The sequence below is a fragment of the Flavobacterium branchiophilum FL-15 genome (assembly GCF_000253275.1).
Lineage (GTDB): Bacteria > Bacteroidota > Bacteroidia > Flavobacteriales > Flavobacteriaceae > Flavobacterium > Flavobacterium branchiophilum.
This window is the reverse complement of record NC_016001.1, coordinates 1,868,608-1,884,433: the sequence shown is the minus strand read 5'-3', so window position 1 is coordinate 1,884,433 and position 15,826 is coordinate 1,868,608. Positions and strand designations below refer to the sequence as shown.

Sequence of the window (15,826 nt, the reverse complement as noted above, 5' to 3'; positions counted from 1 at the left end):
GATTACATTATGAAAAGAGTTATTGTTGATTACGCAAAACTGACCAACGAAATCTTAAATTTACTAGTTGAAAAATTTCCAGACGGATATGACGATTCAGATATTATTCGTTTTAAAAATCATAAAGACGAAACCATTGAAGCTGTTGAAGTTCGTACAGAAGACACCATTTATTTAGTAAAAATTAGTACAAAATTGTCTGAAAGAATCATTAATTTTGATGATGAAGATGATATTGTAGTACCATTAGAAGCAATTAAAGGAATTGAAATGGATGAAGAAATGGAGATGGAGGACGATGAAGAGGAAGAAGAGGATTTAGATAAACCTGAATTTGACGATGATGATGACGATGATGATGACGATGATAATGACGATGAAGAACCTTTGGATGACGACGACGACGACGACGAGGAATAAATAAATTTTATAAAAAAAGGGAACTCAATAAGTTCCCTTTTTTATTTTAAAATGTGTTGGGACAATACACGGTAAACGGCATTGATATTTTCGTTGTTTTTTCCAAATTGTTTGACAACTGGCATGTCGTTTCCTTTGATCCAAATTTTTAATTCGGCATCTAAATCTAAAATTCCTGCACTTTCTTTTGAAAATTTGATGATACTGCTGTATGGAATCGAAATATAATTGGCCTTTGTACTTGTAAGTTCTTTTTCTACTAAAATAATTCTTTTGTTAGTAAAAATAAACATATCTTTAATTAATTTAAAAGCTTTTTCAATTTTTTCAGTATCAATTAATATAGGCTCAAACTCTTTATTAATTTTTTCGATATCAACCTCTGAAGCATTACCTAAAATAGCATTAAAAATTCCCATATTTTTTTGAATTAAAATTATTATTTTCAAAATTAATTTATTTTATTTGTTATAAGAAAAAAAAATCACTTTTTTAATAAAAAATTTTGTAAAATGCTTATAAAAGTTTTTGGTAGTGCCGTTTTTGGGGTAGAAGCTACAACAATTACAGTAGAAGTAAACATGGATAAAGGTATTGGCTATCATTTAGTAGGCCTGCCAGATAATGCCATAAAAGAAAGTAGTTTTAGAATAGCAGCCGCATTGAAAAACAATGGTTTTGCCATGCCAGGAAAAAAAATTACAATTAATATGGCACCTGCCGACTTAAGAAAAGAAGGATCTGCTTATGATTTGACACTTGCAATAGGAATATTAGCAGGATCACAACAAATAAAGGCAGATTGTGTAGGACAATACATTATCATGGGCGAGCTATCCTTAGACGGCAGTTTGCAACCCATAAAAGGGGCTTTGCCAATTGCTATAAAGGCAAGAGAAGAAGGATTTAAAGGATTTTTTCTTCCAAAACAAAATGTAAAGGAAGCTGCTATTGTAGATGATTTGGAGGTTTATGGGGTTGAAAACTTACAAGAAGTTATTGATTTTTTTGAAGGAAAACCAACTATAAGTCCTACTAAAATTGATACAAGGGCAGAATTTTATAAAACATTAGATTTTCCTGAACACGATTTTAGCGATGTAAAAGGACAGGAAAGCATCAAAAGATGCATGGAAATTGCAGCGGCTGGTGGTCATAATATCATATTGATAGGACCTCCAGGGTCTGGTAAAACAATGATAGCCAAACGACTACCGAGTATTTTACCTCCCATGACACTAAGAGAAGCCCTTGAAACAACAAAAATTCATAGTGTAGCTGGAAAGTTGAAAGAAATTGGGTTGATGAACCAAAGACCATTTAGAAGTCCTCACCATACGATTTCAAACGTGGCATTGGTTGGCGGAGGGAGTTATCCACAGCCAGGAGAAATTTCGATGGCCCATAATGGTGTTTTGTTTTTAGATGAATTACCAGAATTTAAACGAGATGTACTCGAAGTGATGAGGCAACCCCTTGAGGATAGAGAGGTTACAATATCGAGAGCCAAGTTTACCGTTACATACCCCTCTTCTTTTATGCTTGTTGCAAGTATGAATCCGAGTCCGAGTGGTTTTTTTAATGACCCCAACTCACCAAACAGTGCTTCGCCACATGAAATGCAAAGGTATATGAGCAAAATATCGGGGCCATTATTGGATAGGATAGACATTCATATAGAAGTTACCCCTGTACCATTTGAAAAATTATCTGACAATAGAAAAGCAGAAAGTAGTAGTGTGATTAGAGAAAGGGTAACAAAAGCAAGAGAAATTCAGAGCAAAAGGTTTTTAGAATTGCCTGCCATCAACTATAATGCCCAAATGAATACCAAACAAATCAGACAATATTGTGAACTGAACGATACCTCGTTACAACTGTTGAAAACTGCAATGGAGCGTTTAAATCTTTCGGCAAGGGCCTATGACAGGATTTTGAAAGTATCGAGAACCATAGCCGATTTGGACCAATCAGAACAAATTAGTCCTTCGCATATAGCAGAGGCCATACAATATAGGAGCTTGGACAGAGAGGGTTGGTTGGGGTAAATATACCCAATTAATCCCTTTACCAACGTTTATTTTTTAAAAAAATTGAAAGTATTATTGTGTAAATATAAATTTTTTATAATGAATAACTGAAATATTTATCGATTAAATTGATTATTACAAATGCCATTGGATGGTTGGAATGTTTTTAGCGTTTAAAAATTCATTGGTTTTGCTAAAATGTTTATGACCAAACCAGCGTCCTTTATTGGCACTTAGTGGCGATGGATGACCCGCTGATAAAACAAAATGCTTTGAATGGTCTATCAAAATACTTTTTTTTTGAGCAAATGAACCCCAAAGTAGAAAAACAATATCTTTTTTTTGTTCAGAAATGAGGTTGATTACTTGATCGGTAAATGTTTGCCATTTAATTTTTTTATGAGAATTTGGTTTGTCTTTTTGAACAGTAAGTGTGGCATTTAATAACAGCACCCCTTGTTTTGCCCATGGTTCTAAATTACCCGATGTAGGAAATAAAATCGAATGGTAATCATTTGCTAATTCTCTGAAAATATTTTTGAGAGATGGCGGTATTTTTATGCCATCGTTTACAGAAAAGCACAAACCGTTGGCTTCGCCAGCTCCATGATAAGGGTCTTGACCAATAATTACTACTTTAATGTCATGAAAAGGGCAGGAATTGAACGCTCTAAATATTTGATTTTTAGGAGGATAGCATTCATTTAATTGGTAGGCAGTGTCCACGTCTGCGATTAATTTTTTGAAATACTCTTTGTTAATTTCAGTGTATAAAATGTCATGCCACGAATGTTCCAATGCTATCATAAATTGTATGTTTTTACAAAAATAATGCTAGATTTTGGATTTTCCTAATAAATTTATAGAGTTATCCGTTTAGGTACTTACTATAATCTCACTATATTTAAGGGGTTTAGTAATTACCATCCTTTTAATTAAGTTATCAAATATAGTTTGTTTGCTATTTGATCTATTTAATCTGTAGCTGTACTCGTCCAAATATTTTTCAATATGTTCTTCATGCATCCATGAGAAAGTGCTTCTTAACCAAGCCTTAACTTGATGTATAATTGTATTTATCTCAAAAAAATCAGAACTATTACTCTTAATTTGGGTTATATCATACATCTCTTTTAATGGTTTGTATCCTGTCCATTCATCAGTTATTATTTTTGCCTCAGTGGATATATGTGCATCAAATATTTTTTCTAGTGATACCGAAGAATAATCATTTATTAGCTTAAAATAGGCTCTTTTTACACCACCGTTTTTATCTATTTCAACTGCAGCAACAATTTTCTTTTTCTTACTATCTGTACTTCTTCCTTGCTTGAGTGTTTCTTTACCACCAAAAACGAATTCATCAACGATTGCAGTACCTTTAATGGGATAACACTCGCTACTTTTCATTGCTTTTCTAACCTTACTCATAAACAACCAAGCCGTAGATTGCCTTATATTTAATCGCTTTGCCATCTGATTTGAAGAAATACCTTTTGTGGTTGCACTCATTTCAAAAACGATTGTAAAAGCTTTTCTCATACCAAATTTAACTTTATGGAACATAGTGTTAGCCGATGGACTTTCGATGTGATGACAGTTATTACAGTCTCTTGCAAAATTTGCTTTTCTAACAGTATATTTACTATTGCCACATTTTACACACTTATAACCGTTTGACCATTTCCGATCTGCTAGATATTCTAGACAATCTAAATCTGTTTTGAATTTATCAAAATACTCTATTATTCCTTGACCTAAGAATTGTTCCATAGCCTATTGTTTTAGTTATTACAAATATAAGTATTTAAATGGATAACTCTATAAATTTATATTGCTACTATTATATAATTTTTTTTTAAACAATAAACTTTTTCTTATATAGTTTGATGTTATTGCATTTTGAAAGTCAGAAGCTGTTTGTAGCCTCGATTGAAGTGAAAATCCTTTAATAGCGGGGTTCGCTATTAAAGATTGTAACGAAAAGAGAGTTGTATAGTGGATTGAAAGAAAGGGTACTGCTTCAAAAAAAAAAAATTTGCTCAAATGAAAATAATAACTTTACTTTGCTATTCAAAGAACTTTAAAAATGGAAGAAAAATATTTAGAAGATTTAGTTGCAATAAAAAAAATGATGAGTAAATCATCGCAATTTATATCGTTGAGTGGATTGACGGGAGTTTTGGCAGGGGTTTACGCGTTAGTTGGAGCTTATTTTGCAAATAAAAACATAAATGATTATACAATAGATATTATAAATTTGAAATTTAAATTGATTTATATAGGATCATTTGTACTCATATTATCTGTTATTACAGCATTTGTTTTGACATTGATGAAAGCCAAACAACAGGAAGTATCCATTTGGACAGCGACCTCACGTAGGATGTTGTTTCATTTTTTGGTACCTTTATTTTCGGGAGGTTTTTTAGTATTGGTTATGTTAAATTCAGAAAATTATGAATTTATTGCTCCAATAACCTTGATTTTTTATGGTTTATCTTGTATTAATGCAAGTAAATACACATTTAGAGATGTATTGTATTTAGGATTGACGATGTTGTTATTAGGATTACTGTCGTCGTTGTTTATAGGATATGGTTTGTTGTTTTGGACTATTGGTTTTGGGTTTTGTCATATTTTGTATGGTTCAATAATGTATGTAAAATATGATTTAAAAAATAAATAAACTTGAAAAATATTATACAAAATATTAATAAAGCCTTTGACCACCGCATTCGATTAGGAATTATGTCGGTTTTGATGGTAAATGAATCTTCGGATTTTAGTAGTTTGAAAGAATTATTAGGCGTAACCGATGGTAACCTGTCTAGTCATATCAAGGCATTGGAAGCTGAAGAGTATATTATTATAGAGAAACAATTCATTGGAAAAAAGCCGAATACCAGTTATCAGGTATCCAAAAAAGGACGATTGGCATTTGAATTACATATTGACGCATTAGAACAGTTGATTCAAAAAAAATAGTTTATTTTGATTCTAAATAAAGGAATTTAAAAAAAAGTAACTGCCATTTTTTTTATAGAAATATAAATTATTAATAAAATATTCAAAATAAAGATCTTTAAATTACGTTATTATTTAGTTAAAAAAATAGAAATAATATTATTTGATAAGCAGCCCCCGTTTCTGTTATATATTTTTTTACTTGAGGTTTGTTTAAAAAAATAAATATATGTACTTTTACATTCAAAAAAAATACAAAAAATAAAAAATGAAATTATTCTGCGTTGTTGTTGATGATAGCTCTATTCAGAGAATGATTATTACCAGATTAGTAAAAAACCATCCTGATTTGCATTTAGTTGGTGATTTTCCCAATGCAATTGAGGCAAAGAATTGTATTTCTTTGAATAAAATAGATTTAGTTTTTTTAGATATAGAAATGCCTGTAATAAGTGGGTTTGATTTTTTGGATGGATTAAAAAACAAACCTCAAATTGTGTTTATTACCTCAAAACCAGAATATGCAGTAAAGGCATTTGAATATGATGCAACGGATTATTTGCAAAAGCCAATAGAAGTTGAACGTTTTAATATGGCCGTAAAACGTGTGGTTGAATTGTATAATCTTAAAAACGATACTGCTGCAGAAACGGGAGATCACATATTTATAAAGAGTAATTCAAAAAAATTAAAGATATTTATCAATAAAATTAGATTTATTGAAGCCGATGGTGATTATATTAAAGTGGTTACAGATGATGCTTCGCACTCTGTATTGCGTACGATGAAATCATTTGAAGAAGATTTGCCGATGGATCAATTTTTTAGAATACACAAATCCTATATTGTTAATTTAGACAAAATAGTAAGATTTAACGGAAAAATTGTTGAAATTGATAATATAGAAATTCCATTAAGCCGTCAGAAAAAAGAAGGATTTGAGGAAGCAATAGAAAATTATATTAATAAAAATCTACAGTTAGAACAATCCTAATGGATTTATAAGGAGCCACATTTTCAAAACTATTTAGAATTTTCTGAATAGTTTTTTTGGTTTGGGCCAATGCACTATTTTGAGGAATTTTTACCAAAATGTTTTTGATGTATTCATTTCTAATTCTGGAAATGGCAGGCTCTTCTGGGCCAAGAATTGGTATATTCAAATTTTGTGTTAATGCCTGAACTAGCCACACGCTGGCATGATTTAGTTTTTCGTAATCACGATGACGTAATGATATTTTTATGAGTTTATAAAATGGCGGATAATGATATATTTTTCTTTCGTATATTTGTTCGTTGTACATAGAGATATAGTCATTTAATACCATTTGTTGAAGCGTATGGTGCAAAGGATTATAGGTTTGTACAATAACTTTGCCTTGATTTTCTGATCGACCAGACCTGCCAGCTACTTGTGCCAATAGTTGGTAACTTCGTTCAAGTGCTCTAAAATCGGGATAATACAAAAGATTATCGGCATTCATTACTCCTACTAAACTTACATTATCAAAATCAAGTCCTTTTGCTAACATTTGAGTACCTACTAAAATATCAAACTCTTTGTTTTTGAAACTGTCTATGATTTTTTCAAATCCAAATTTGCCTCTAGTGGTATCCTGATCCATACGTCCAATTTTTGAAGAAGGATAAAGTTCGACCAATTCTTGTTGGATTTGTTCCGTTCCAAAGCCTTTTGTGTCTAAATGTGGACTTGAACACACATGGCATGTAATAGGTTTTGCAATTGCATAGCCACAATAATGACAACGGAGTTGGTTTTTTGATTTATGATAAGTCAAACTGACATCGCATTGCGAACAACCAGGAATATGTCCACAAGTGATGCACTCCAAAATAGGTGAAAATCCACGACGGTTTTGTAATAAAATTACTTGTTGTTGTAATGAAAGTGCTGTATTGATTTCGTCAAGTAATACATCGCTAAAATGGCCTGTCATTTTTTTTCTGTAATACTTGTCTTTCAAATCAACTAGTTCTATATTTGGCATTTTTACATTTCCATATCTTTTAGAGATATGAGTTATGCCATATTTTTGATTTTGAGTATTAAAATAGGTTTCCAAACTTGGTGTAGCCGATCCTAATAATACTTTTGCTTGATGTAAATTTGCTAATACAATAGAGGCATCTCGGGCATGATAGCGGGGTGCAGGATCAATTTGTTTGAAAGTTTGTTCGTGTTCTTCGTCTATAATGATAAAACCTAAATTTTGAAAAGGTAAAAACATCGACGACCTTACACCAATTACAATTTGAGCCGTGTCGGCTTGATTCAAAACTTGATGCCAAACTTCTACACGCTCATTGATATTGAATTTTGAATGATATACCGCTACTTTATTACCAAAATGTTTTCTTAAACGTTGTACTAATTGAGTGGTCAAAGCAATTTCTGGTAATAAATAGAGTACTTGTTTATTATTTATTAAATATTTTTCTATAATTTTTATATATACCTCTGTTTTTCCAGATGCAGTAACTCCATGCAACAAACAAACATTTTTAGTTTGCAGTTGCAAAAGGATGTCTTGGAACGCTTGTTGTTGGTATTCATTGAGAATCAAGTCTTTACTAGTAGCTTTACCGTCAAATTGTATTCTATTTTCTTGAATATAATATATTTCAAAAATATTTTTCTGAATTAAAGATTTTAAAATTGTTGTGTTTGAAGCAGCAGCATCTAAAAGGTTCTTTACTGCTAAAGGATTTTTTTCTTTGGCCACCATTTGAAAATAATGCATGACTAAGTTTCGTTGTTTTTCGGATTTTTTTAATTCATTTAATAGTAAATTTAGCCCATTTTCTTCTTGATAAATAGGATTTAATTGAATATATTTTACTAATTTTGGTTTGTACACTTCTGTTACTTCTTCGTGCAGGAGTATGACTTTTTTTTGTATTAATTTTTGAATTATAGGGAAAACATTTTTACGATTTAAAATTTTAATAATATCACTTATTTTTAAGGCATTTTGTATTTTTAAAGCCTCATATATTAAAAATTCCTCATCATTTAAAGTCTTTTCGTCTATAAAATTAGATGTATCACACTCGATTGTGGTTTCACTTTCTAATAATAATGCCGAGGGCAAAGCAGCTTTGAGTACCTCGCCAATGTTGCACATGTAATAATCTGAAATCCAAAACCAATGTTGAATTTGAATGGGTGTTACGATGGGTTTTTCGTCTAATATTTGATCAATTTCTTTGGCTTGGTACAAAAGGGGTTCGTTTTGATGGATTTTTACTACTATAGCTGTATATAATTTGCTTTTACCAAAAGGCACAACAACACGCATACCGATTTGAATGAAATGAAATTCATGTTCATTAATTTGATAAGTAAATGTTTTTGGTAACGATAAAGCAATGATTACATCTATAAAATACATAAAATCTTATTATAATTTATTTGACTCTTGTCCAAATTTGACTTCTGCCCATTAAGGCAAATCCAATATACCCTCTGATTTTTAATTGGTCTTTATTGATAAGCGAAGCTTTGCATTTATATACGTTGCCCGTTTTGGGGTCTGTTATTTTTCCTGAATCATATTCACTATCAGATTTGACTAAATCTTTAATAATAATCAAGCCCAAAACGGGTTTATCTTTATCGGCACCAGTACACAATTTGCAAAGGGCTACACGTTGATCAGGATTGAAAATATCTATAATTTTGCCATAATAGGCATTACCCACAGCATAAATTTCGACAACGGATTCAGATTTGTTGGATTTATCGTCGTGTGTTTTCCATTTTCCTACAATTGAATGTTGAGAAAAAGACAAATTGGAAATTAAAAAGAAGATAGATAAGATAAAATGTTTCATTTTTAGTAAAGTTTAAAGTTATTAGCACGAACTAGCCCCGATAGTAGCGACATCCTTTTCTTTTTTTTCTTTAAAAAAAGAAAAGATATAGCGGATAGCGGGATTAGCTCCAAATTAATCGTATTTTCTTATTTTTTTTAATTTTGAAATAAGCGCATTAAGTTCAAAACCGATGAGCATGATCATACAATTGATCCAAATATAAAACATCATGATAAGTAATGTACCGATAGAGCCATATAATTCATTGTATTTTGAAAATTTAACTACCCATATTCCAAAAAAATAGGAAGATACAACAATAAGACAAGTAGTAAATACAGAACCAATTGAGATAAACGCCCTATTTTGTTCCCTTTTTGTTCCAAACTTGAACATGATGGAAATGGTTAGCAAAATCATAATGATAACAAATATATACCTACCAATTCTAATTAAAGGAATATTATCTGACAAAACATTTTGAATCATTGTTTTTTGGATGAATACTTCAAAAACCACAATGGCTGCAACTGTAAATAACAGTAATATTGACAACAAAAGCGACATACCCAAAGCTACCATGTATTGTCTTACAAAAGAGCGTTTGATAGTGATGTGTTTGGAATTTTCAAAACCAGCTAAAATAGAGTTTAAACCATTGGCCATCAAGAAAATAGACAAAATAAAACCCGATGATAATAAGCCAGAATGACTATTGTGCAAAATATCATTGATAATGTTTTTGATGGCATCAAAAGTTCTAGGGGGTACCCCTTCTGCTACAAATTGTAGGAAATCATCTTGAAATCCATTGATAGGAATATAGGGTATTAAATTTAAAATAAATAAAGCAAATGGAAATAAAGCCATAAAAAAGCTAAAAGCAATAGCGGCAGCTCTGTATGATAAAGCACCTTCTACTAAAGAAATTCCATACAATTCCAACAAATCATATAAAGATAATCCCTCGAGCCATGGTAGTTTGATGGCTTGCAATATAGGAAGTAAATTTCGTATTATTGGAATTTTACGAATATATTTTTCTACTTTGTGGCTCATTTATAAGTTTATTTTAAAAAGCTTTTAAACTTAAATCCATATTATGTACAGAATGTGTTAAGGCCCCTGAAGAAATATACAACACACCACAAGCAGCATACTGTTGCAGCGTGTTTTCATTAATATTGCCAGATGATTCTGTTTGACATGTATTTCCAATTAATGCTACAGCTTGTTTGGTTGTTTCGAAATCAAAATTATCAATTAATATTCTATGAATACCGTCATTTTTTAATATTTCTTTAATTTCGTCCAAATTTCGAGCCTCTACAATAATTTTCAGATCTAAATTATTATCTTTAAGATATTTCTTTGTTTTTTGGATGGCTTGTGTAATACCTCCTGCAAAATCAATATGATTGTCTTTCAACATGATCATGTCATACAGGGCAAAACGGTGATTTTCGCCACCTCCAATTTTTACAGCCCATTTTTCGCATGCTCTAAAACCAGGAGTTGTTTTTCGGGTGTCTAAAATTTTTGTATTATAATTTGATAATAATTGTACATATTTATTTGTTTTGGTTGCAATTGCCGACATTCTTTGCATTGAATTTAATACAACTCTTTCTGCTTTTAATATTGATTGAGAACTTCCAGATACTGTAAAAACAATATCTCCAAATTGTACATTAGAACCATCATTAATGTATTTTTGTATGACTAAATTGGGATCAACGTAATTAAAAACTTGAATTGCAAAATCTACACCTGCAATGATGCCTTGATCTTTTACTAATAATTTAGCATTTCCAGTGGCGGTAATTGGAATGCAAGCTAAAGAACTATAATCGCCTGGCCCAACGTCTTCATTAATAGCATTTTGAATGATATGGTGCAATTCTTGTTGAAATTGTAGATCTGAAATCATGATGTTTATATTTTTTTTCAAATGTACAATATTTTTTTTTTAATAAAAAAACAACTCCATACTGATTTTGTTGTAAATATTTTAGAATTTTGCAAAAAATAAAAACATGACCATTCAAATTGCAACCCCTGCCCTACTGTTTTCTGCCACTTCGTTGATTTTGTTGGCCTATACAAATCGGTTTTTGACCATTGCTGGAATTATTCGAGGATTGAAAAAATCCTATTTGAAAGAAGCCGATGCAACAATATTACTTGAAATAAAAAACTTACATTTACGATTAACATTAATAAAATACATGCAGCTATCGGGTGTTTTTAGCTTATTTTTATCCGTTTTTTCCATGTTGATGTTGTTTTTAAACTTTGATAATGGTGCCTTACTATTGTTTGGAATTAGTTTATTGAGTTTGTTGGTTTCACTCGGCATATCGTTTTGGGAAATCAGTATATCCATTGATGCTTTAAAATTGCATTTGAGTAGTTTAAGTAAGTATAATACTCAGCAAAAACTTATTGATAATGAGCAAAACTAGGCTTTGGATACTCATAATTTGAAAGTTGAAAATCATTTGACTTTATAGCGTTTGTTTTTAATATATTGTATCCAATACCAGGTATTTTTGGAAAAAATGAAAATGAAATTTGAAAAGTGTCAAAAGATAAGAAATCATTACTTACAATAAAACCTATACCAAATTCTGATAATAATGGACTATGCCTAAAACTATTATTACTATTAGACAACATACCTCCTGAATAATTAAAGTATGGATTTAACCTAAAGCCCCATACTTTCCAAGGAGCATACATTTGTGTTTGAAAATTGAAAACAATTTTTTTTGTACCTAATAAATTAGCATTTGAAAAACCTGAAATTCCAAAATTACCGTTTAAAGTCAATTTATCCAAATTGGTATCAAGACGATGAAAACCTAATGTAATTTCAGGTTTTACAAATTGTCGAATTTGCCAATTTCCAAATTTGAATAAATTCGTAAAATATGTAACAGACGCGTTAAAAGCACTTTGTTTGGTTTGATTTTGATCAAAAAATGTACCAATTTCTATATTTGCACTCAAATAACCAAAATGATAAAAAGCGGCATGTGTCCATTTAGAACCTAAATATAGTGTACTTAAATTATTTTTAAATATGAAACCAGATGTGAGATTAAAAATATATCCAGTAGGTATATTTTCATATATATTAAAATTAAATACGTTTTTATTTTTTATAAATCTACTTTGAGCAATCCCTATACTTGCCAAAAATGTATTTTCATTTGAAAATATACGGTATTTATCATATTCAAAATTAGGAGTAAAATAATAATCTTTAGTAATAAATCTGAACATATTGTATATTTTAGTGGTTCTTTGGGATTCAGAATTTCCGTTGGATACCCTGAAAGCATAACCACCACCACATTCAAATAAATTCAATTTATAGTTTTGTAAATCAGGTATTTGCAAATCATTATATAATACAATTTTTTTATATTGCTGTGAAAAAAGAGAAAAAAATGACCAATTCTGATATGAAGTAAAGAAGTTTTTTTCTAAAGAAATATTTTTTTCATAACTAAAGTCAATTTCTTTTTGATAATTTACCTTGAAATTTAAAAAAGTTTTCCATATATTATTTGCAGTATATCCAAATCCAAAAGTATTTTCATTTTTTGTATTATTTTTATGCATATTAACATATATTTCATGTCCAAATCCTAATAAATTATTTTCACTTAATTGAAAATTAGATGTATTAATAGAAGTATTAAAACTAGGGCTCAAACTCCAAGAATCAACCACGTTTATCGCAATATCTATGGAGTCAGTTGAAGCATCGCTACCTATTGGTTTTATTTCAATTTCATGTATGAAACGTTGATTTCTAATAATTCTTTCAGATTCATTGATAATTAATGAGTCTATTTCATCATTTTTATGAAACAGCAATAAGTTATTTATTATTTTTTCTTTAGTTTTTATATGATATGTATTAGCTAAATCTTTTATTCGGTTCTTAAAATTATTTTTTGAAATACTATCAATTGCAAAAGGATCGTTGATTTGAATAATAATATGCCTTATAATTTTGCAATTGACTTTTTTCCAAACAAATTTGTTTTGTATAATTGGTTTTGTCTTATTTTTTTTGCGAATATTTTCAAATAAATATTGGTTAAAACGATTATTTTTTTTATTTTTTTCAAGTTTTTTGAACCACTTTACAGTATCCATTTTTTGTGATAATAGGAGTTGATTAGAACAAAATATTGCAAAAATGATTAACAATTTTATTTTGATTTGACACATTTTGATGTTTATTAAATATTTAGAAGCTTTTAAGATATTAATTGAATTCAAAAATGGGTACAATTATACCAATAAAATAAAACAAATGTAACAGATTAAAAGTTAATATTATTACATTATTATTAGAAATAAGTTCATAATTACTAAATATTTAATCAAATTACTAATTGATAAATTACTATATTTGCAAAATAAATTGTAATGCTAATGAGACCATTTTTTTTAATATTATTATTTAATTTTTTTATAAATTGCCAAAATTTACATGCAGATAAAAATAATGTTGCTGTTGGTTTAGATAGCATTAAACCTGTTGGACAATTTAAAAAATTAATGTTAAAACAAAGAATCCAAGCTATAGATTCTACAAAATTAGATAGTTTGGATGTGTTTGAGCCTACAATAAATTCACCAAAATCAGTAATTTATTCAAAAGATGGAAATAAATTTTATGTAAATTCTTTAGAAGGATTTGCAACTATCGTTTTTGATTCCAAAACATTAAAAAAAATTGGAGTCATAAAACATGTATTCGATATTAGAAATAAAAACTTATTTAAAAATAATGAAACTACAGCTTTTGATTATCAATTTAAGCAACAATTACCCGATTTTAACACTTTTAAAGGCAAACCAGTAGAAGGATGTTTATCTCACAATGGAAAATATTTGTGGGTAACGTATTACAGAAGAGATTGGGACGAGAATGCTGAATCTCCGTCGGCAGTTGCTATTATTGATACCGAAACGGATCAAATTGTACGGGTTATACCTAGTGGGCCATTGCCAAAAATGATTGCTTGTTCGCCAGACAATCAATACATTACCATTACACATTGGGGCGATAATACGGTAGGTATTTTAGATATATCTAGTCAAAATGTTATGGATTTTAAATATATTTCTCATGTGATTATTGACGAAAGATTAACGATGAATTATCAATCGGATGTAAAAATAGATCGGGATAATGAATGTGGTAATTGTTTGCGTGGCACCGTTTTTAGCCCTGATAGTAAAAAAATATTAGTTGCAAAAATGGGTGGCAACGGGATTGCATTGATCGATTTGACTACAATGAAATATCTTGGAACCATAACAGGAATGAAACAAAATTTAAGGCATTTAGTCATCAATAATAATGACTTGATATTGAGTTCTAATAAATATGGTTTTGTTCAAAAAGCCACTTTAAAAGACTTGTTACATTTAGATTTTTCGAATAAAAATAAGATTATTACTTATGAAAAATGGCAAACGATTCATGTTGGAAAAGGTGCCAGAACAATTGATGTTACAAATGACGGAAAGTATATTTTTGCATGTGTTAATAATGACTGTAAAATTGCAGTTATTGAAGCCTCAAGTATGACCGTTGTTGATAGTATTTCAGTGTCTAAATTTCCAGTGGGTATGGCAATATCACCAAATTCAAGACAATTAATTATTACTTCCCAAGGCAAAAAAGATGTTTTATTTGCTGGTAATGCGGTTAGTGTCTTTGAAATTATTTACAATTAGTTTTATATATAAATAAATTTATAAAAACATGTTTTCAATATTTAAAAAAAGTAGTTATTTGATGGATTATATTCCAGATAATTTTACAGATATTCATTCACATTTATTACCAGGAATAGATGATGGAGCAAAGAATTTGGAAGATACGAATGTATTAGTTGAAAAGTTAGAACAGCTTCGATTTAAAAATTTTATTGCGACACCACACATATTAAAAAATGTTTGGGATAATGATGATGAAATTATCAATTCAAAATTAACTTTAGTTCAAGAAAATTTTGTGCAATCACATAAAAAAATTGCTTTTAAAGCCGCTGCTGAATATATGATGGACAATCATTTTTATGATTTACTTAAAAATGGAAATAAAATTTTGCCTTTGAAAGACAATCATATTTTAGTAGAAATGTCTTATTTAGCACCACCAATTCAATTGTATGATATTTTATTTGAAATACAAATTGCGGGTTATCAGCCTATTTTAGCCCATCCAGAACGGTATAATTCCTATCATAATAATTTGAAAGAATATGATAAACTAATTAAAGCAGGATGTAAATTTCAATTGAATATGTTATCTACAGTTGGTTATTATGGCCCAATGATTAGCAAGACAGCAGATTATTTATTGAAAAATGATTTAATTACTTATATTGGCTCGGATACACATCACGAAAAACACATTACATTTCTTCAAAATAAAATCATTTTAAAAAATCATGAAAAATTAAATCAAGTATTTAAAAATAATGCTTTTTTTGATTTTCAATAAAAAAAAAGCTGTTCAGTATGAACAGCTTTTT

At 29.6% G+C, this 15,826-nt stretch carries 16 protein-coding genes; 8 read left to right on the top strand and 8 right to left on the bottom strand.

Annotation, left to right across the window (positions count from 1 at the left end; genetic code table 11):
• Positions 1–9: 9 nt before the first annotated feature.
• The gene (locus FBFL15_RS08115; RefSeq protein WP_014084132.1) at positions 10–420 is read left to right on the top strand and encodes a hypothetical protein; all 411 of its coding nucleotides are present in this window, start codon (positions 10–12) and stop codon (positions 418–420) included.
• A 41-nt stretch (positions 421–461) separates the two neighbouring features.
• On the opposite strand, the gene FBFL15_RS08110 is transcribed toward FBFL15_RS08115, so the two are convergent.
• On the bottom strand, positions 462–869 hold the full coding sequence (locus tag FBFL15_RS08110) for a PH domain-containing protein (RefSeq protein WP_317044981.1): 408 nt from the start codon (positions 867–869) through the stop codon (positions 462–464).
• Between the two features lie 63 nt (positions 870–932).
• Here FBFL15_RS08110 and FBFL15_RS08105 point away from each other — a divergent pair, with 63 nt between their 5' ends.
• Positions 933–2,468, top strand: a complete 1,536-nt coding sequence (locus tag FBFL15_RS08105) for a YifB family Mg chelatase-like AAA ATPase (protein WP_014084130.1) — start codon at positions 933–935, stop codon at positions 2,466–2,468.
• A 117-nt stretch (positions 2,469–2,585) separates the two neighbouring features.
• Here FBFL15_RS08105 and ung read toward each other — a convergent pair whose 3' ends face one another.
• Positions 2,586–3,257: a uracil-DNA glycosylase gene (ung, locus tag FBFL15_RS08100; protein ID WP_014084129.1), complete on the bottom strand. Its 672-nt coding sequence runs from the start codon at positions 3,255–3,257 to the stop codon at positions 2,586–2,588.
• Positions 3,258–3,326: 69 nt separating this feature from the next.
• Positions 3,327–4,223 (bottom strand): IS1595-like element ISFbr1 family transposase, encoded by an 897-nt coding sequence (locus FBFL15_RS08095; RefSeq protein ID WP_014082661.1) that lies wholly within the window; start codon positions 4,221–4,223, stop codon positions 3,327–3,329.
• A gap of 316 nt (positions 4,224–4,539) precedes the next feature.
• Between FBFL15_RS08095 and FBFL15_RS08090 the strand changes: the two genes are divergently transcribed.
• From FBFL15_RS08090 to FBFL15_RS08080, 3 genes are all read left to right on the top strand, one after another.
• Positions 4,540–5,139, top strand: coding sequence for a hypothetical protein (locus tag FBFL15_RS08090; RefSeq protein WP_014084128.1), 600 nt, complete (start codon positions 4,540–4,542; stop codon positions 5,137–5,139).
• 2 nt (positions 5,140–5,141) lie between these two features.
• On the top strand, positions 5,142–5,438 hold the full coding sequence (locus FBFL15_RS08085) for a winged helix-turn-helix domain-containing protein (protein WP_014084127.1): 297 nt from the start codon (positions 5,142–5,144) through the stop codon (positions 5,436–5,438).
• A 247-nt stretch (positions 5,439–5,685) separates the two neighbouring features.
• Positions 5,686–6,411 (top strand): LytR/AlgR family response regulator transcription factor, encoded by a 726-nt coding sequence (locus FBFL15_RS08080; protein ID WP_014084126.1) that lies wholly within the window; start codon positions 5,686–5,688, stop codon positions 6,409–6,411.
• Here the strand turns inward: FBFL15_RS08080 and priA are convergent.
• From priA to nadC, 4 genes are all read right to left on the bottom strand, one after another.
• Complete coding sequence (gene priA, locus FBFL15_RS08075; protein ID WP_014084125.1) at positions 6,380–8,830, bottom strand: replication restart helicase PriA; 2,451 nt, start codon at positions 8,828–8,830, stop codon at positions 6,380–6,382. The two genes, FBFL15_RS08080 and priA, sit on opposite strands and share 32 nt — an antisense overlap.
• Positions 8,831–8,846: 16 nt before the next feature.
• Positions 8,847–9,272 (bottom strand): DUF2147 domain-containing protein, encoded by a 426-nt coding sequence (locus tag FBFL15_RS08070; protein ID WP_014084124.1) that lies wholly within the window; start codon positions 9,270–9,272, stop codon positions 8,847–8,849.
• Positions 9,273–9,386: 114 nt separating this feature from the next.
• Positions 9,387–10,313 (bottom strand): YihY/virulence factor BrkB family protein, encoded by a 927-nt coding sequence (locus FBFL15_RS08065; protein ID WP_014084123.1) that lies wholly within the window; start codon positions 10,311–10,313, stop codon positions 9,387–9,389.
• Between the two features lie 13 nt (positions 10,314–10,326).
• Entirely contained in the window at positions 10,327–11,184 is an 858-nt protein-coding gene (gene nadC / locus FBFL15_RS08060) for a carboxylating nicotinate-nucleotide diphosphorylase (RefSeq protein WP_014084122.1), read from the bottom strand.
• Between the two features lie 106 nt (positions 11,185–11,290).
• Here nadC and FBFL15_RS08055 point away from each other — a divergent pair, with 106 nt between their 5' ends.
• A complete protein-coding gene (locus FBFL15_RS08055) occupies positions 11,291–11,719 on the top strand; it encodes a DUF2721 domain-containing protein (RefSeq protein ID WP_014084121.1) in 429 nt (142 codons plus the stop codon).
• Here the strand turns inward: FBFL15_RS08055 and FBFL15_RS08050 are convergent.
• Positions 11,697–13,427, bottom strand: a complete 1,731-nt coding sequence (locus FBFL15_RS08050; protein ID WP_148267906.1) for a hypothetical protein — start codon at positions 13,425–13,427, stop codon at positions 11,697–11,699. The genes FBFL15_RS08055 and FBFL15_RS08050 overlap by 23 nt on opposite strands.
• 282 nt (positions 13,428–13,709) lie before the next feature.
• Between FBFL15_RS08050 and FBFL15_RS08045 the strand changes: the two genes are divergently transcribed.
• Both FBFL15_RS08045 and FBFL15_RS08040 read left to right on the top strand, forming a co-directional pair.
• Positions 13,710–15,023, top strand: a complete 1,314-nt coding sequence (locus FBFL15_RS08045) for a beta-propeller fold lactonase family protein (RefSeq protein ID WP_014084119.1) — start codon at positions 13,710–13,712, stop codon at positions 15,021–15,023.
• A 28-nt stretch (positions 15,024–15,051) separates the two neighbouring features.
• Positions 15,052–15,795, top strand: coding sequence for a tyrosine-protein phosphatase (locus FBFL15_RS08040; protein ID WP_014084118.1), 744 nt, complete (start codon positions 15,052–15,054; stop codon positions 15,793–15,795).
• Positions 15,796–15,826 lie beyond the last annotated feature (31 nt).